A 17316-nucleotide genomic window follows, 5' to 3' on the forward strand; every position below is an offset into this window, starting at 1 on the left:
GCTGGAGGTCATGGTGTCGGTCACGAAAGCCTCACCCTCGGGTCGAGAACGCTGTAGATCACGTCGACGACGATATTGGAAATGATCAGGACGGTGGCGCTGAAGATCGCCGTGGCCGCGACCACAGGGAGGTCCCGTGCGCCCACTGCCTGGAGGCTCCAGAAGCCGATGCCGTCGATGTCGAAGATACGCTCGGTGAAGATCGTGCCGGCCAGCAGCACGCCGAACTCGATGCCGAAGATGGTCACGACGGGCACCAGCGCCGAGCGCAGGGCGTGCTTGTAGACGACCGTCCTGGTCGGCAGGCCCTTGGCTCTCGCGGTGCGGATGTAGTCCTCGCCGAGCGTCTCCACCATGGCACCGCGGGAGTAGCGGGTGTAGGTCGTGCAGCCGAAGATGCCGAGCGCGACCCAGGCCAGGAACATCCCGGAGAACCACTTCGCGGGGTTCTCGGTGATCTTGAAGTAGCCCGTGTCGGCGAAGAGAGGTATCTCCCACTGGATCGTGAGGTACAGCCACGTCAGCAGGGCGAAGAGGTAGTAGGGCACCGAGCTGATCACCAGGAAGCTCGACACCAGTGCCTTGTCGGCGACCGTGCCGCGTCTTCGGGCAGCTGCGACGCCGATGGGGATGCCGAGGAGGAGGTAGAGCGTGGCGCCGCCGATGGCCACCGAGAAGGTGGCGGGCATCCGCTCCTTCATCTCCTCGAAGACGGGGACCTTGGTGCGGTAGGAGTAGCCGAGGCACGGGGCCGGGCACTCGTAGACCGTGGCGTTGCCGAACTGGACTTCGCGTCCGGCCACGATCCCCTTCATGAACTTGCCGTACTCCTCGTACCACGGGTTGTCGAAGCCGAGGTTGCGCTCGAACGTCGCGAGCCGCTCCGGCGTGCACCGGTTGCCGGTGTCGCGGTCGCAGATCGGCTGAGCCGGAGACGACGGTCCGTAGAAGAACAGCAGGAAGACGCTCAGGGAGACGAGCAGGATGACGACGAATCCCGAGATGAGCCTCTTGATGATGTAGGCGAGCATGCGTGGGTCCCTTCCCGCTGGCTGAGCCGTGGGGGCCCTCGGAAGCCGAGGACCCCCACGGTCAGTGTTGCACTATGCGTGTTCCGGAGGAACGACTCGGTGGGTACCGAATCCTCCGGGTCTAGCTACTGCCTGAGCCTCACTCAGCTGCGACGTAGAGGTTCTGGTAGTACGGCGCACCGATCGAAGCCAGACCCGCCGGGGAACCGACCCGCTCGCCGAAGGCGTAGAGGTCGTTCCGGAAGGCCGTGACGATGCTCGGGAAGTACTCGGTCCCGATCTTCTCGTCCAGGGCACCCCACGCGTCAGCCTGCTCCTCGAGCGGGATGGTCGCGATGCGGTCCATCTCAGCGTCGACATCCGCCTCGGAGAACAGGGCGGTGTTGTAGACGGCGCCGGTCTTCAGCAGCGGCGGGATCATGGTGGAACCCGACGGCCAGTCGGAGCACCAGTTGACGCCACGCATGTTGAGCTTCTTGTTGATCTTGTTGTCGGGGTCGAGCCAGATGTTGTAAGCCGACTCGGTGGCGGCGATCGGAATGCCGGTCACCTTGAATCCGCCCTCCTCCCAGCCCTTCACGAGCTGCTTCTGGACCGCCGACGCGAGGGTCTCCTCGCTGTAGACCATGGTGATCTCGTACTCACCAGGCTCGTAGCCGGCCTCGGCCAGGAGCTCCTTCGACCGCTCGGGGTTGAACACGAACTGCTCCCCGTCGGCGAAGTACTCCTTCTTGCCCGCCATGCCCGGAGGCATGTACGAGTTCGCCGGGATCCGGGTCACGCCCGGAACCTCACCGCCGGCCAGCCAGATGTCCTCGTAGGGGTAAGCCCACGCGAGCGCCTTGCGGACGTTGATGTCGGTGATCTTGGTGTAGTCCGGCGTCAGGGTGCTGATGCACTGCGCGCCCTGCTGGACCAGACGGTCACCCAGCTCGGAGTCGAACTGCTGGTAGTTGTCAGAACCGATACCGGTGGACACCGCGGTCTGCGACTCAGCGTTGCCGGACAGCATGATCTCGTCGGTCTGCGCCTGGTCGGCGTTGAACTTGAAGACGAAGCCGTCGGCGTACTGGTGACGAGCCGGGTCGGAGTCGGGGTTCCACTGGTCGTTGCGGCTCAGGACCAGCTCTTCCTGCGGGCGGAAGGAGTCGATCTTGTAGGGGCCGGTGGTCAGCGGGTCCTTGCCGTAGTCCGGCGGGTTGGAGGTGTCACCCAGCGGGGCCGGGCCCATCGCCATGAAGGAGCCCCAGTAGTCCATGTCCGGGAACGGGGTCGACATCTTGATCGTGACGGTGCGGGCCGCCTCGTCGAAGGTGACGCCGTCGTAGGACTTGCCCTTGTCGGTGTAGGGGCCCTTGTACTTGTCACCGTCCAGGAAGTAGTGGACGGAGTACTCGGTGCCGGGGCCCGACGGGAAGGTCTCGGAGTCGAGCGAGCGGGTGATACCGAACGCGACCTCCTCGGCCGTGATCGGGTCGCCGGTCTCCCAGGTGACGTCGTCCTTGATGGTGAACGTCCACTCGGTGTAGTCCTCGTTCGGCGTGCCGAGGTCGGTGGCCAGGTCGGGGACGAGGATGGCGTCGCCGTCCTCGTTGCGCATGAACTGGGTCAGCGACCGGTGGGTCAGCGCCTGCTGGATCGAGTTGCCGGTCACGGACCAGCCCTCGGTCGGGTCCAGCGAGTCGGGACCGGGGTCCGAAGTCAGGTAGACCGTGATGGTGCCACCCTCCTGCGCGCCCTCGACCTCGGGTGCGGGGCCCTGGGCTTCGGGGTCCTTGTCGCCAGCGCCGGTCTCGGTGAAGTCGCGGTCCGCGCCGCTGCCTCCGTTGCCATCGCCGTCATCCCCGCCGCCACCGCAGGCAGCCAGGGCGAACATGGCAGCAACGGTGGCTACAGCCGCAAGCGGCTTGCTCCGTCTCATCTGTCCAGCCTTTCTTTCATTTGTGGTCGCGCCTGTAGTCGGGCGACGGCAGGCGACGTGAGGTTCGGCGACTAGCGCCGGGTCTTGGGGTCCAGGGCGTCGCGGATCGCGTCGCCGAGGAGGTTGAGCGACAGCACCAGCAACGTGATGCCGATCATCGGCTCGTAGAGATAGAGGGGATAGGTGTCGAAGTAGGGCACGGCGAGGTCGATCGTCCGTCCCCACGAGGCGCCGTCGGTGACGCCGATGCCGAGGAACGCCAGTCCCGCCTCGAGGGCCACGAACGCCGGCAGCATCAGCGAGACCGACACCACGATCGGCGCGGCGAGGTTGGGCAGCAGCTCCTTGACCAGGATCCGCCGGGTCGGCATCCCGAGCACCCGGGCCGCCTGGACGAACTCGCGCTCGCGCAGCGAGAGCACCTCACCACGGATCAGGCGCGCCACGCCCATCCAGCCGAAGCCGGCGAGCACGCCGATGAGCGTCCAGCGTTGGATGGTGAAGTAGTGGGGGCTGGTCGAGAACCGCTCGCTGATGATCGGGGCCAGCGTGAGCGCGGCCAGCAGGAACGGGATCGTCAGGAACAGGTCGGTGACGAACGAGAGGATCTTGTCGACGAGGCCACCGGTGAAGCCGGCCACCAGGCCGATGACGATGCCGACCGTCGCCGCGACCAAGGTCGCGCTGCCCGCGATGATCATCGAGGTGCGGCAGCCGTAGAGCCAGTAGGCCAGGTTGTCCTCACCCGTGCGGGGGGCGATGCCGAACGGGTGGTCCGGGTCGAAACCGTGCAGCGGCGGGCCCTCCTTGGGGAGACCACCGTTGAGCATGTCGAGCACCGAGGACGCGAACGGCGTCTCGAGGGAGACGCCGAGGACCTTGGAGATGACGCCCGCGAAGAGGGCGATCAGGACGAAGATGAAGGCGACGATCGCGCAGACGACGGCGATCTTGTCGCGGAGGAGACGCCCCAGGGCGATCCGCATCGGCGACTTGCCGGAGATCTCCTTGGCGGTGCTGCTGTTGGGATCGACGAGCGCGGTCTCTTCGGAGGTTCCACCCAGGGTTTCCGGACCAGTCGTCGGCAGCGACATTCGTCATCCCATCTGCGTCGGGGGCGGACTCACCTCGCGAGGATCGCCCGCTTGGATCACCAGCGCCCGGGGGCGAGCGCCGTTGGGGACTCTATGTGACCCACACCGACTGAACGGTCACCAGGCGGTAACGATCTGGTCTCAACGGGCGGACGGCTCCCGGGCTACTCGCAGGTACGTGCCCACCCCTACGGAGGGGGCATCCACGCGGGCACGGCCCGGCGCACGTCACCGCGAGGCTGGGGACTCCACAGGCGAGGAAGGCTTGGCGTCGACGCCGGCCTCCTTGCGCTGCTCTGGCGTGATCGGGGCGGGCGCAGAGGTCAAGGGGTCGAACCCGCCCCCGGACTTGGGGAAGGCGATGACGTCGCGGATCGACTCGGTGCCGGCGAGCAGGGCGACGATGCGGTCCCAGCCGAAGGCGATGCCACCGTGGGGCGGCGCGCCGTACTTGAACGCGTCGAGGAGGAAGCCGAACTTCTCCTGGGCCTCGTCCTCGCCGATCCCCATCACCTTGAAGACGCGACGCTGCACGTCGTCGCGGTGGATACGGATCGAGCCGCCGCCGATCTCGTTGCCGTTGCAGACGATGTCGTAGGCCCAGGCCAGGGCGTTGCCCGGATCGGAGTCGAAGGAGTCGAGGTCCTGCGGCGAGGTGAAGGCATGGTGGACAGCCGTCCAGGCCCCGGACCCGACGGCGACGTCGCCTGCCGCCGTGGCCTCGTCGGCGGGCTCGAAGAGCGGCGCGTCGACGACCCAGAGGAAGCTCCACGCGGACTCGTCGATGAGCCCGCCTCGACGGCCGATCTCCAGACGTGCGGCACCTAGCAGCGCACGGCTGCTCTTGACCGGGCCGGCAGCGAAGAAGACGCAGTCACCGGGCTGCGCGCCGACGTGGGCGGCGAGGCCGGCACGCTCCTCCTCGCTGAGGTTCTTGGCCACCGGTCCCCCGAGCTCGCCGTCCTCCTGGACGAGCACGTAGGCAAGCCCGCGGGCGCCGCGCTGCTTGGCCCACTCCTGCCACGCGTCGAGCTGCTTGCGGGGTTGCGAGGCCCCGCCCGGCATGACCACCGCGCCGACGTACGGCGCCTGGAAGACCCGGAACGGTGTGTCCTTGAAGTAGTCGGTGCACTCGACGAGCTCGAGACCCATGCGCAGGTCGGGCTTGTCGGAGCCGTAGCGCGCCATCGCCTCGGCGTACGTCATCCGCGGCAGCGGCGTCGGGACGTCGTGGCCGATCAGCGCCCACAGGGCGACGAGCACCTCTTCGGCGACGGCGATGACGTCGTCCTGCTCGACGAAGCTCATCTCGATGTCGAGCTGGGTGAACTCGGGCTGGCGGTCGGCCCGGAAGTCCTCGTCGCGGTAGCAGCGGGCGATCTGGAAGTAGCGCTCCATGCCGGCCACCATCAACAGCTGCTTGAAGAGCTGCGGGCTCTGCGGCAGGGCGTACCAGCTGCCCGGCTGCAGGCGTGCCGGGACCAGGAAGTCTCGAGCGCCCTCGGGGGTGCTGCGGGTCAGGGTCGGCGTCTCGATCTCGACGAACCCCTGGTCGTCGAGCACGTCCCGCGCGGCCTTGTTGACCTTGCTGCGCAAGCGAAGCGCGCTGTTGGGGCCGCTGCGGCGCAGGTCGAGGTAGCGGTGCTTCAGCCGGGCCTCCTCCCCCACTTCCACGTGCTCGTCGATGGGGAACGGCAGCGGGGCCGACGCGCTCAGCACCTCGAGGTCGGCGGTGATCACCTCGATCTCACCGGTGGGCAGGTTGGGGTTGGCGTTGCCCTGCGGGCGCAGCGCGACCTCCCCGGTGATCTTGAGGCAGTACTCGCTGCGCAGGCTGTGGGCGACCGCCTCGTCGCGCACGACGACCTGGACGACTCCGCTCGCCTCGCGCAGGTCGAGGAACGCGACCCCACCGTGGTCCCGCCGGCGCGCGACCCACCCCGCGAGGGTGACGGTCTGGCCGGCGTGCTCGGCGCGAAGCGCGCCGGCGTCGTGGGTGCGGATCAAGGTGACTCATCTCCATCGTCGGTGCTGGTGGTCGTTCGAGCTGCGACGACCCGCGGGTGCAGGTCCTCGGCGGGTGGGGTCCAGGTCGCGGGGTCCACGTCCCATTGGTCACCGGTGCGGATGTCCTTGACCTGGTGGGTTCCGTCGGCCTGCGGGAAGAGCACATAGGGGATGCCGCGACGCTCGGCGGTCCTGATCTGCTTGCCGAACTTCTGCGCCGACGCAGCCACCTCGGTGGGTACGCCGTGGGCCCGGAGTGCCGCCGCGGCCGCGCTGCTGACAGCACGGGAGTCCTCGTCCGTGACGGCGACGAGCACCGCGCTCGGCACCGAGCGACTCCCGGTGAGCACCCCTTCGGCGAGCAGGGGCACCAGCGTGCGCGACACGCCGAAGGAGACGCCGACACCCGGGTAGGTCGTTCGCCCGTCGCTCGCGAGCGCGTCGTAGCGCCCTCCCCCGCCGGCGGACTTGAGGCGCTCGTAGCCCTCCATGAAGATCTCGACGACGGTGCCGGTGTAGTAGTCGAGGCCGCGCGCGATGCGCAGGTTGGCCTCGACGGTGACCTTGCGGTGGCCTCCCCTGTGATCACCGGCCGCGCAGCCCTCGATGACGGCAGCGAGCTCGTGCAGGCCCTGGTCGAGCAGCTCGTCCTCGACGCCGAGGGAGCGCACCCGGTCGACGAACGACGCGTCGGGGGTGCGGATAGTGGCGAGCTCGAGGCAGCGGGCAGCCTGCTCCGCACTGGCCCCGGCATCCTCCAGCAGCTCGGCGACCGTCTCCGCCGGCAGCTTGTCGAGCTTGTCGATGGTGCGGATCGCGGCGGTCACGTCAGGCAGGCCGAGACCGCGGTAGAACCCCTGGATGAGCTTGCGGTTGTTGAACTGGAAGCTCATCGGAGGCAACGGCAACGCGTCCAGCGCCTCGACCATCACGCGCATCACCTCGACGTCGTGGTGGAACGGCAGCTCGTCGCGACCGACGATGTCGACGTCGGCCTGCAGGAACTGCCGGTAGCGGCCCTCCTGAGGGCGCTCACCACGCCACGCCGGCTGGATCTGGAACCGCCGGAACGGGAACTCCAGGTGTCCCGCGTGCTCGAGGACGTAGCGGGCGAACGGCACGGTCAGGTCGTAGTGGAGCCCCCAACCCGTGTTGTCGTCGGCGCCCTCGGCCTGCAGCCGGCGCAGGACGTAGATCTCCTTGTCGATCTCCCCGCCCTTGGCGAGCCGATCGAGGGGCTCGACGACGCGGGTCTCGATGTTGGCGAAGCCGTGCAGCTCGAAGGTGCGCGAGAGCGAGTCGATGACCTCGCGCTCGACGACACGGTCGGCGGGCAGCAGCTCGGGGAACCCGCTGAGCGGGCTGATCTTGGTGGCCATGCGTGAGTCAGAGTCCTCGGGTCGTCCGACCTGCGGCTCCGGTGTCGAGGAGCTCGAGCAGGTAGGGGTTGGTCGCGCGCTCGCGACCGATGGTCGTCTGGTCGCCGTGCCCGGGAAGCACCACGATGTCGTCGGCGAGGGGCAGCACCTTCTCGGTGAGGCTGCGCAGCATCGTGGGGTGGTCGCCGCCCGGGAGGTCCGTCCGGCCGATGGAGCCCTGGAAGAGCAGGTCACCGGAGAACATGACCTCCGAGACGTCGTCGGCGTCGTACGGCGTGCGGAAGGCGACCGATCCCTCGGTATGCCCGGGCGTGTGGTCGACGACGAAGTCGAGGCCGGCCAACGACACCGTCACCCCGTCTGCGAGCTCCTCGACCCGGTCGGGCTCGACGAACGTCAGCCGCTGACCGAGCAGCATCTGGGCCGTCTCGGGGGACAGGCCCCGCATCGGATCGGTGAGCAGGTGCCGGTCGCCCGGGTGGATCCAGGCGGTGGCGTCGTACGTCCCGGACACGGGCGTGACGCTCCACATGTGGTCGAGGTGCCCGTGGGTGAGCAGCACGGCCACCGGCTTCAGCCGGTGCTCCCTGACCACGTCGGCGATGCCGGGGGCGGCGTCCTTGCCGGGGTCGACCACCACGCACTCCGCGCCGGGCGCGGTCGCCACGACGAAGCAGTTGGTGCCCCACGGACCTGCGGGGAAGCCGGCGATGAACACCCCGGAAGCCTAGCGAGCGGGCTCACGAGCGGGCCGCCCGCCTCATGCGCAAGCGTCCTCCTCCTAGGATGTGTGGCTCGGAGCCGGTCTCGACCCAAGACGGGCTCCCTGTGCCGTAGTTGCATGCCACCCGGCCCGACCAGGCCGAGCGACCAAAGGATTGTCTTGTGACGAGCCACGAGTGGGGCCGCGTCGATGACGACGGGACGGTCTACGTCCGCACCGCGGACGGCGAGCGCCCCGTCGGCCAGTACCCCGAGGGCACGGCCGAAGAGGCCCTGACCTTCTACACCGAGCGGTACGCCGCGCTCGAGACCGAGGTCGGGCTGCTCGAGCAGCGCGTGCGTGCCGGACGGCTGTCCCCCGACGAGGCCACCGCGACGGTGCGCGCGGTCCGCGGCCAGGTGGCCGAGGCCAACGCTGTCGGGGACCTCCAGTCACTGCTCGGCCGGCTGGACTCGCTGGGGCCGGTGATCGCCGGCCAGCGCCTCGCCCGCAAGGAGGAGCGCGCCAAAGCCGCTGCGGACAGCAAGATCGCCAAGGAGGCCATCGTCGCCGAGGCCGAGAAGCTGTCCGGCTCGCAGGACTGGCGCAACGGCGTGACCCGGATGCGCGAGCTGCTCGACCAGTGGAAGGCGCTGCCGCGCATCGACCGCGCTACCGACGACGCCCTCTGGAAGCGGTTCTCCAGCGCTCGGACGACCTACACACGCCGCCGCAAGGCACACTTCTCCGAGCAGTCCGAGCGCCGCGAGGGCGCCAAGGTGGTCAAGGAGCGGCTGGCCAAGCAGGCCGAGGCGCTCGCGACCTCGACCGACTGGGGTCCCACCGCCTCGGCCTACAGGGACCTCATGCGCGACTGGAAGGCTGCGGGCCCCGCCCCGCGCGAGGTCGACGACGCGCTGTGGAAACGGTTCCGCGGGGCGCAGGACACCTTCTTCGGCGCCCGGGACGCCGCCAACGCCGCGCTCGACGAGGAGTTCGCCGCCAACGCCGAGGTGAAGCGCGAGCTTCTCACGCAGGCCGAGGCCCTCGTCCCCGTCACCGACCTCGAGACCGCCAAGCGAGCCTTCCGCGACATCGCCGAGAAGTGGGACGCCGCCGGCAAGGTCCCCCGTGACCAGATGAAGGACCTCGAGGGCCGCCTCCGGAAGGTCGAGCAGGCCATCCGCTCGGTCGAGGAGGAGCAGTGGCGCCGCAGCGACCCGGAGAAGTCGCGCCGGGCCGACGACATGGTCTCCAAGCTCGAGGCCGCCATCGCCGACATCCAGGCCGACCTCGACAAGGCCCGCGCCACAGGTGACGAGCGGAAGATCAAGTCGATCGAGGACAACCTCGCCTCCCGCCAGGCCTTCCTCGACATGGCCCGTCGAGCATCGGACGAGTTCTCCGGGTGACTGCCGCCTGAGGGACGATGTCGCGACCGGTGAGTCGAGACGATCCGCTCGCAAGCTCGCTGCTCGACCACCGAGGGTGAGCTACTGAGTCACGCGGTAGACGTCGAAGACGCCGTTGACCCCGCGCACGGCTGCGATCACCGAGTCCAGGTGCGACGCATCGGCCATCTCGAAGGAGAAGCGGCTCTTGGCGACGCGGTCGCGGGTGGTGTTCAGCTGGGCGCTGAGGATGTTCACGTGGGCGTCCGAGAGCGCCATGGTGATGTCGGAGAGCAGGCGGGCCCGGTCGAGGGCCTCGACCTGGATGTTGACGAGGTACGTCGACGAGCTGGTCGGGGCCCACTCGACCTCGAGGACCCGCTCGGGCTGTGCGTTGAGGGAGGCTGCGTTGGTGCAGTCCTTGCGGTGCACGGAGACCCCGCCTCCCTTGGTGACGAAGCCCAGGATCGGGTCCGGCGGCACCGGCGCGCAGCACTTGGCGAGCTTGGCCCACACGTCGGAGGCACCCTTGACCACGACGCCCGCGTCGCCGCCCGCGGCGACCTTGCTGCGGCCGCGACGGCCGGTGATGGTGACGCCCTCGCTCAGGTCCTCGGCGGCGCCGTCGTCACCGCCGTGGAGGTCGATCACCCGGCGTACGACGGCCTGGGCGCTGATGTTGCCCTCACCGACGGAGGAGTAGAGGGCGGAGACGTCGGCGAGCTTGAAGTGCTGGGCCACCAGGGTGAGCGACTCGTGGGTCATCACCCGCTTGAGGGCCATGCCCTCCTTGCGCATCAGCTTGACGATCTGGTCCTTGCCCTGCTCGATGGCCTCCTCGCGCCGCTCCTTGGTGAAGTACTGGCGGATCTTCGACCGCGCGCGCTGCGACTTGACGAAGGTCAGCCAGTCGCGCGACGGGCCGGCGGTCGGGGACTTCGAGGTGAACACCTCGACGACGTCGCCGTTGTCGAGGGGTGACTCCAGCGACACCAACCGCCCGTTGATCCGGGCGCCGATGGTGCGGTGGCCGACCTCGGTGTGCACGGCGTACGCGAAGTCCACCGGCGTCGCTCCGAGGGGCAGCGCCTTGACCTCGCCGCGTGGCGTGAAGACGTAGACCTCGGCGCGGTTGATCTCGAAGCGCAGGGACTCCAGGAACTCCCCCGGGTCGTCGACCTCGCTCTGCCAGTCGAGCAGCTGGCGGACCCACGACATGTCGTCGTGGTCGGCGGACCGGTCGGTGTCGATGCCCTTGCGGGCGTCCTCCTTGTACTTCCAGTGCGCCGCGACGCCGTACTCCGCACGCCGGTGCATGGAGTAGGTCCGGATCTGCATCTCGACCGGCTTGCCGTGCGGGCCCATGACCGTCGTGTGCAGCGACTGGTACATGTTGAACTTCGGCATCGCGATGAAGTCCTTGAACCTGCCCAGGATGGGGTTCCACCGCGAGTGGAGGACGCCGAGCACGGAGTAGCAGTCGCGGTCGTCGTCGACGAGGACCCGGATGCCGACCAGGTCGTAGATGTCGGAGAAGCCGCGGCCGCCAAGGATCATCTTCTGGTAGATCGAGTAGTAGTGCTTCGGCCGGCCGGTGACGGTGGCCTTCACCTTGGCGTCGCGGAGGTCCTGCTCGACCTGCTCGATGACCTCGGCCAGGAACCGGTCGCGCGACGGGGCGCGCTCGGCGACCAGGCGCACGATCTCGTCGTAGATCTTGGGGTGCAGGGTCGCGAACGCGAGGTCCTCGAGCTCCCACTTGAGCGTGTTCATGCCGAGGCGGTGGGCCAGCGGCGCATAGATGTCGAGGGTCTGCCGGGCCGTGCGCTCCTGGGACTCGCGGCGCACGTAGCGCAGGGTCCGCATGTTGTGGAGCCGGTCGGCGAGCTTGATGACCAGGACCCGGATGTCGCGCGACATCGCGACGATCATCTTGCGGATGGTCTCTGCCTCGGCGCCGTCGCCGTACTCGACCTTGTCCAGCTTGGTCACGCCGTCGACGAGTGCGGCCACCTCGGCGCCGAAGTCCTTGGTGAGCTGCTCGAGGGTGTACGGCGTGTCCTCGACCGTGTCGTGCAGCAGCGCGGCGACCAGCGTCGGCTCGGTCATGCCGATGTCGGCGAGGATCGTGGTGACGGCGAGCGGGTGGGTGATGTAGGGGTCGCCGCTCTTGCGCATCTGGGTGCCGTGCATCTGCTCGGCGGTGAGGTAGGCGCGCTCCAGCAGCGACAGGTCGGCCTTCGGGTGGTTGGTCCGGACCGCGTTGAAGAGCGGCTCGAGCACCGGGTTGCCCGGCTGGCTCTTGGTGCCGATGCGAGCGAGGCGCGCACGCATGCCCCGGGCACTGGTGGCGACCTCGGGCGCAGGCTCGCGGACGGCCTCAGCCGGCCGCTCCTCCGTGCGCTCCTCTGTCACCTGTCCAGTCTAGTTGGCTGGGGGGCGACGGCCCGGAGGCTCAGACCGTCATCAGGACGGTGAACGGCAGGTTCCCGACGGCGCCGCGACCCGGCAGGAAGGTGAGCTCCATGAGCATCGCGACCGCGACCACGTCGCCGCCGCACGCCTCGACCAGCTGGCGGGTCGCGGCGAGGGTGCCGCCGGTGGCCAGCACGTCGTCGATCAGCAGCACCCGCTCCCCCGGTGCGACCGCGTCCTGGTGGATCTCGAGCGTGGCGTCGCCGTACTCGAGGTCGTAGGCCACGGTGTGCGTCGCCCTCGGCAGCTTGCCCGCCTTGCGCACCGGCACGAACCCGGTGCCCAGCTCGACCGCGACGGGTGCGCCGAGGATGAAGCCGCGCGACTCCATGCCGACGACCTTGTCGACGACGACCTCGCCGCCGTCACGGCCCGCGTCGGCGAGCGCGGACACCACGGCGGCCAGCCCGTCGGCGTCGGCGAGCAACGGGGTGATGTCCTTGAAGACGATGCCCTTCTGCGGGAAGTCGGACACGTCGACGACGAGCCGGGCCAGCGCCTGCTGCGCCCTCTCCATGTTGCTCATGGGTTGCTCATGGGTTGCTCATGGGTTGCTCACCTGGGTTGCTCACTTCTTGCCGCGCTTGGACCGGCTCTGCCTGGTCGGCTGCACGCGTCCGGCCGAGCGCGATTCCTTCACCGGACCGTGCGCCGGAGGTACGACGCGGCCCCGGCCGGGCTCGTCGGGGCGCGCGTCCGGCCGGCCAGGTCGGGGCGCGGTGCCGCCCGGGGAGGCGGGCACGGCATCACGGTCGGGGCGCCGCCACGAGTCGTCGTCCTCGAGGCCTTCGAGCGCATCGGGGTCGGCCTGGACCGGCGCGTCGTCGCGGTAGGTCGGCACCGAGGCGTAGCGGTCGGCGTCGTGACGACGCCGGACCTGGGCGCGCCGGTCGCTCTCCTGGACGCTCTTCTCCATGCCCTTGAGGTGCACGAGCAGCGGGGTCGCGATGAAGACCGACGAGTACAGGCCCACGGCCATGCCGACGAAGAGGGCCAGGGCCAGATCCTTGAGGGAGCCGGAGCCGAGCTGGAAGACACCGACGTAGAGGATCGCGCCGACCGGGATCAGCGCCACGATCGAGGTGTTGATCGAGCGGACCAGGGTCTGGTTGACGGCGAGGTTGGCGGCCTCCGCGTAGGTCATCCGGGTCTTGCGGAGGTTATTGGTGTTCTCGCGGACCTTGTCGAAGACCACGACGGTGTCGTAGAGCGAGAAGCCGAGGATGGTGAGCAGACCGGTCACCGTCGCCGGGGTCACCTCGAAGCCGGAGAGGGTGTAGACGCCGACGGTGATCAGCATGTCGTGCGCGAGCGCCACCAGGGCGGCCACGGACATCTTCCACTCGCGGAAGTACGCCCAGATGAAGAGGACGACGAGCACCAGGAAGACGACCAGACCGATCAGTGATCGTTCGGCGATCTCGCGGCCCCAGCTCGCGCCGAGCTCGGACTGGGAGAGGTCGTCCGGACTCGCCCCGGTCGATGCGAGGATCGCCTCGACGACCAGGTCGCTGCCCTCGTCGTCGAGCGCCTCGGTCTGGACGAGCACGGCCTCGTTGCCGGACGTCGTGACGACAGGAGAGCCGGCCGCCTCCACCCCGGTCGCGGCCACGTCCTCACGCAGCTGGTCGGCCGTGTCCTGCGTGACCTGGTCGCTGGGCAGGGTGACGCGGAACTCCGCGCCGCCGGTGAACTCGATGCCCATGTCGAGGCCCTTGCCGACCAGGCCGAAGACCGACACCGCGATCAAGACGGCCGAGATGGCGTACCAGAGCCAGCGCTTGCCGACGAAGTCGACCGAGACGCGGCCTTCGTAGAGATCGTTGCCGAGGCGTGAGAACTTGCCCATCAGGCCCTCCCTCCCACGAGGTCGCGATCGGAGCCGGACCGGCCGTCCCGGTTGCTCGGTAGCCGGTCGACACCGAGCGTCTCGGCCGACAGACCGGACAGGCGGTGCCCCGAGTTGAAGAACTTGAAGCGCGCCAGGAAGGTCAACATCGGGTGCGTGAACCAGAAGAAGACCGCGAGGTCGATCAGGGTCGAGATGCCCAGGGCGAACGCGAAGCCCTTCACGACACCCGCCGCGAAGATGTAGAGCACGACCGCGGCGAGCAGCGACACCGCGTCCGCGGCCAGGCAGGTGTTCCGGGCGCGGGCCCAGCCGGTCTCGACCGCGACGCGCATGGACTTGCCGTCGCGCATCTCGTCACGGATGCGTTCGAAGTAGACGACGAAGGAGTCGGCTGTGATGCCGACCGCGACGATCAGCCCGGCGATGCCCGGCAGCGAGAGCGTGAAGCCTGCGGTCTCGCTGAGCAGCAGCACCAGGGCGTAGGTCATGGCCGCGGCGACCATCAGGGACGCCAGGACCACCAGGCCGAGCCCGCGGTAGTAGACCAGGCAGTAGAGCATGACGGCACCGAGGCCGATGAGCCCGGCGAGGATGCCGGCGGAGAGCTGGTTGCCGGCCAGGGACGGCCCGACGGTCTCGACCGGCGGGTCGGACTCGAACTGGATCGGCAGGGCGCCGAACTTGAGGCTGTTGGCGAGGTCGCGCGCCTCGGCCTCGGTGAACTGTCCGGTGATCTCGGCGGAGCCGTTGTGGATCGGGGCGTTCATCGTCGGCGCGGAGATGACCTCGCCGTCGAGGACGATCGCGAACTGCCGCTGGGTGCCGTAGAGAGCGTCGGAGATGCGCCCGAACTCGTCGGACCCCTCGTCGTTGAACTGCAGCTGCACGGCGTACTCGACGCTCGTCTGCGTCGGCGGACGCAGGCCGGCGTCCGTGAGCTGGGTGCCCTCGACCATCGCGACCGAGAGGAGGTACTTCGTGCCGTTCTCGTCGCAGGTGACCAGCGGCTTGTCGGGGTCGTCGTCGACCTCGGGCGCCTGACCGGGCGGCGGACAGGAGAACGCGTTGAACGCCGCCAGCGACTCCTCGTCGGGGTTGAGCACCCAGTTCAGCGGGTCGTCGATGCTCGGAGCCCCTGAGGCCCCGTCAGTTGGCGTCTCGGTCGGGGTCTCGGTCGGCTCGTCGGTGGCGCCGTCCGTCGCACCCTCGGAGCCGTTGCCGGCACCGGGGGACTCGGTCGACTGCTCGCCGGGCAGCGAAGTGGCGTCGAAGCTCGGCGACTCCGTCGCCCCGTCAGTGGCCTGCTCCTGGTCGGCGGTGAACGGGGCGCGGTTCTTGGGCGAGGAGGACGACTTCGGGGTCTTGGTCTCCTTGGGCTCCCCGGGCGACGCCGACTCCGACGGGGCGATCGTCACCACCGGCTCGGAGGGGATGTCGCTGGGCTCGGCGCTCGACCCGTCACTGGGATCGGCCGTGCTGGACGGGATGGCGGTGCCGTTGGCGGACTGGGCGACCACGCGGAAGCGCAGCTGTGCCTGCCGCTTGATGGTCTCGACCAGGTCGCGCCGGCTCTGGCCGGGCACCTCGACCACGATGAAGCGGTTGCCCTGCGTGGAGACCTCGGCCTCGGTCACACCGGAGCCGTTGACGCGCTGCTCGAGGATCCGCCGGGCCTCCTCGAGGTTCTCCGGCGTGGTGTTCGCGCCGTCCTTGGCGATCAGGGTGATGCGGGTGCCGCCCTGGAGGTCGAGACCGAGCTCGGGCGTCCAGCTGCCGGCCAGGGCCACGAGGCCGTAGAGGACGGCGAGGACGGAGAAGAACGCGACCAGCGTGCGGCCGGCTCGGGTGACGCTGGACCTGGCCACCTCAGCGCCCCTCGCGCGGCTCGGTGCCGTCGTCGGCGTGCGCGTCCTCGTCGACCCCGTCGACCTCGTCGGCTGCCTCAGCGGGCTCGGAGGTGACGTCGTGCTCGACGGAGGCGACCGCCCCGGAGGCGATCTCGATCACCGTGCCGGGGGCGATCTCGACGGTGGCCCGGTCTCCCTCGCTGCTGACGAGCGTCCCGAAGATGCCGCTGGTCAGCATGACCCGGTCTCCGGGCGCCAACGAGCGGCGCAGGTCCTGGAGCGCCCTCTGGCGGCGCTGCTGGGGTCGGATGATCAGCAACCAGAAGACCAGGAAGATGGCCGCCAAGGGCAGCAGGGTGGAGGCGAGCTCCGGCACGGCAGTACTCCTCGAGCGCAGAAGGTTCTGATGCGCGGGCGCATGTCCTGGCGGCCCGGCCAACGGTGAAGTGTACGCGCGGGGCCCCCGCCACCCGATTCGGTGTCCTCACCCCATCGTCAGGGGTCGTCGATCACTCCTCGAACAGGGTCGGGTCCGGGCCGTCGGCGCGTGGCTCGCGCGCCGGCACCGCCAGCCCGAGGTGCCGCCACGCGGCAGGCGTCGCGACCCGGCCGCGCGGGGTACGCGCCAGCAGGCCCATGCGCACGAGGAACGGCTCGGCCACCTCCTCGACGGTCTCCCGCTCCTCGCCGACGGCGACGGCGAGGGTCGAGACACCGACCGGGCCTCCCCCGAAACGCGTGCAGAGGGCGTCCAGGACCGCGAGGTCGAGGCGGTCGAGACCGGACTCGTCGACTTCGTAGAGCTCCAGCGCCTGGCGAGCGACGGTCAGCGTCACGACACCGTCCGCGCGCACCTGCGCGAAGTCGCGGACCCGTCGCAGCAGCCGGTTGGCGATGCGCGGAGTGCCCCGCGACCGGGAGGCGATCTCAGTGGTCCCGCGGGGTTCGACGGGTACGTCGAGGAGCCTGGCCGAGCGGTGCACGATCTGGTCGAGCTCGCCGGGCTCGTAGAACTCCAGGTGCGCGGTGAACCCGAAGCGGTCGCGCAGCGGACCGGGCAGCAGACCGGCCCTCGTGGTGGCGCCGACCAGCGTGAACGGCGGGATCTCGAGCGGGATCGCGGTCGCCCCCGGACCCTTGCCGATGACGACGTCGACCCGGAAGTCCTCCATCGCCATGTAGAGCATCTCCTCGGCGGGCCGCGACATGCGGTGGATCTCGTCGACGAAGAGGACGTCACCGTCGTTGAGGCCGGACAGGATCGCGGCGAGGTCGCCCGCGTGGGTGATGGCCGGGCCGCTGGTCAGCCGCAGCGGCACGCTCATCTCGTGGGCGATGATCATCGCGAGGGTGGTCTTGCCCAGGCCGGGTGGGCCGGAGAGCAGCACGTGGTCGGGTGGACGCTCCCGCTGCCGCGCGGCTTCGAGCACCAGACCCAGCTGCTCGCGGACGCGGACCTGCCCCACCACCTCGTCGAGGGACCGCGGTCGCAGCGCGGCCTCGATGGTGCGCTCGTCGCCCTCGGCCTCGGCGGCGGTGAGGCTGCGCAGGTGCTCCTCCTCGACCGCCTCGAGGTAGTCCTCGGACGGGCTCTCGGACCGACGGTTGGCACCCAT

At 69.4% G+C, this 17316-nt stretch carries 13 protein-coding genes; 1 reads left to right on the top strand and 12 read right to left on the bottom strand.

Annotated elements, in window-relative coordinates; all coding sequences use genetic code 11:
• Positions 1-20 precede the first annotated feature (20 nt).
• The 6 genes from ABD295_RS08715 to ABD295_RS08740 form a co-directional block, all read right to left on the bottom strand.
• Positions 21-1031 carry an ABC transporter permease gene (locus ABD295_RS08715; protein WP_344303300.1) on the bottom strand — a complete coding sequence of 337 codons (1011 nt, stop codon included), beginning with the start codon at positions 1029-1031 and terminating at the stop codon, positions 21-23.
• A 139-nt stretch (positions 1032-1170) separates the two neighbouring features.
• Positions 1171-2907: an ABC transporter substrate-binding protein gene (locus tag ABD295_RS08720; RefSeq protein WP_344303301.1), complete on the bottom strand. Its 1737-nt coding sequence runs from the start codon at positions 2905-2907 to the stop codon at positions 1171-1173.
• A 116-nt stretch (positions 2908-3023) separates the two neighbouring features.
• Positions 3024-4046, bottom strand: a complete 1023-nt coding sequence (locus ABD295_RS08725; protein WP_344303302.1) for an ABC transporter permease — start codon at positions 4044-4046, stop codon at positions 3024-3026.
• 228 nt (positions 4047-4274) lie between these two features.
• A complete protein-coding gene (aspS, locus tag ABD295_RS08730) occupies positions 4275-6053 on the bottom strand; it encodes an aspartate--tRNA ligase (protein WP_344303303.1) in 1779 nt (592 codons plus the stop codon).
• On the bottom strand, positions 6050-7432 hold the full coding sequence (gene hisS, locus ABD295_RS08735; protein ID WP_344303304.1) for a histidine--tRNA ligase: 1383 nt from the start codon (positions 7430-7432) through the stop codon (positions 6050-6052). The genes aspS and hisS overlap by 4 nt, the downstream gene beginning before the upstream one ends.
• A gap of 7 nt (positions 7433-7439) precedes the next feature.
• The gene (locus tag ABD295_RS08740) at positions 7440-8150 is read right to left on the bottom strand and encodes an MBL fold metallo-hydrolase (RefSeq protein ID WP_344303305.1); all 711 of its coding nucleotides are present in this window, start codon (positions 8148-8150) and stop codon (positions 7440-7442) included.
• Positions 8151-8317: 167 nt separating this feature from the next.
• Between ABD295_RS08740 and ABD295_RS08745 the strand changes: the two genes are divergently transcribed.
• Complete coding sequence (locus ABD295_RS08745; RefSeq protein ID WP_344303306.1) at positions 8318-9547, top strand: DUF349 domain-containing protein; 1230 nt, start codon at positions 8318-8320, stop codon at positions 9545-9547.
• Between the two features lie 81 nt (positions 9548-9628).
• On the opposite strand, the gene ABD295_RS08750 is transcribed toward ABD295_RS08745, so the two are convergent.
• The 6 genes from ABD295_RS08750 to ruvB all read right to left on the bottom strand — a co-directional run bounded on the left by ABD295_RS08750 (position 9629) and on the right by ruvB (position 17316).
• Positions 9629-11860: a RelA/SpoT family protein gene (locus ABD295_RS08750; RefSeq protein WP_344303340.1), complete on the bottom strand. Its 2232-nt coding sequence runs from the start codon at positions 11858-11860 to the stop codon at positions 9629-9631.
• A 121-nt stretch (positions 11861-11981) separates the two neighbouring features.
• Positions 11982-12518, bottom strand: a complete 537-nt coding sequence (locus ABD295_RS08755) for an adenine phosphoribosyltransferase (protein WP_344303341.1) — start codon at positions 12516-12518, stop codon at positions 11982-11984.
• Positions 12519-12569: 51 nt separating this feature from the next.
• Positions 12570-13850, bottom strand: a complete 1281-nt coding sequence (gene secF, locus ABD295_RS08760; RefSeq protein WP_344303307.1) for a protein translocase subunit SecF — start codon at positions 13848-13850, stop codon at positions 12570-12572.
• Positions 13850-15718, bottom strand: a complete 1869-nt coding sequence (gene secD, locus ABD295_RS08765) for a protein translocase subunit SecD (protein ID WP_344303308.1) — start codon at positions 15716-15718, stop codon at positions 13850-13852. Before secD ends, secF begins: the two co-directional genes overlap by 1 nt.
• A 1-nt stretch (position 15719) precedes the next feature.
• Positions 15720-16076: a preprotein translocase subunit YajC gene (gene yajC, locus ABD295_RS08770; protein ID WP_344303309.1), complete on the bottom strand. Its 357-nt coding sequence runs from the start codon at positions 16074-16076 to the stop codon at positions 15720-15722.
• A 133-nt stretch (positions 16077-16209) separates the two neighbouring features.
• Positions 16210-17316, bottom strand: coding sequence for a Holliday junction branch migration DNA helicase RuvB (gene ruvB / locus ABD295_RS08775; protein WP_344303310.1), 1107 nt, complete (start codon positions 17314-17316; stop codon positions 16210-16212).

The sequence above is a fragment of the Nocardioides bigeumensis genome, assembly GCF_039531755.1.
Classification (GTDB): Bacteria; Actinomycetota; Actinomycetes; order Propionibacteriales; family Nocardioidaceae; genus Nocardioides; species Nocardioides bigeumensis.

Coding starts and splice junctions, on each gene's coding strand:
- ABD295_RS08715 (WP_344303300.1), bottom strand. CDS start 1,031: ATGCTCGCCTACATCATCAAGAGGCTCATCTCGGGATTCGTCGTCATC.
- ABD295_RS08720 (WP_344303301.1), bottom strand. CDS start 2,907: ATGTTCGCCCTGGCTGCCTGCGGTGGCGGCGGGGATGACGGCGATGGC.
- ABD295_RS08725 (WP_344303302.1), bottom strand. CDS start 4,046: ATGTCGCTGCCGACGACTGGTCCGGAAACCCTGGGTGGAACCTCCGAA.
- hisS (WP_344303304.1), bottom strand. CDS start 7,432: ATGGCCACCAAGATCAGCCCGCTCAGCGGGTTCCCCGAGCTGCTGCCC.
- ABD295_RS08750 (WP_344303340.1), bottom strand. CDS start 11,860: ATGCGTGCGCGCCTCGCTCGCATCGGCACCAAGAGCCAGCCGGGCAAC.
- ABD295_RS08755 (WP_344303341.1), bottom strand. CDS start 12,518: ATGGAGAGGGCGCAGCAGGCGCTGGCCCGGCTCGTCGTCGACGTGTCC.
- secF (WP_344303307.1), bottom strand. CDS start 13,850: ATGGGCAAGTTCTCACGCCTCGGCAACGATCTCTACGAAGGCCGCGTC.
- ruvB (WP_344303310.1), bottom strand. CDS start 17,316: ATGGGTGCCAACCGTCGGTCCGAGAGCCCGTCCGAGGACTACCTCGAG.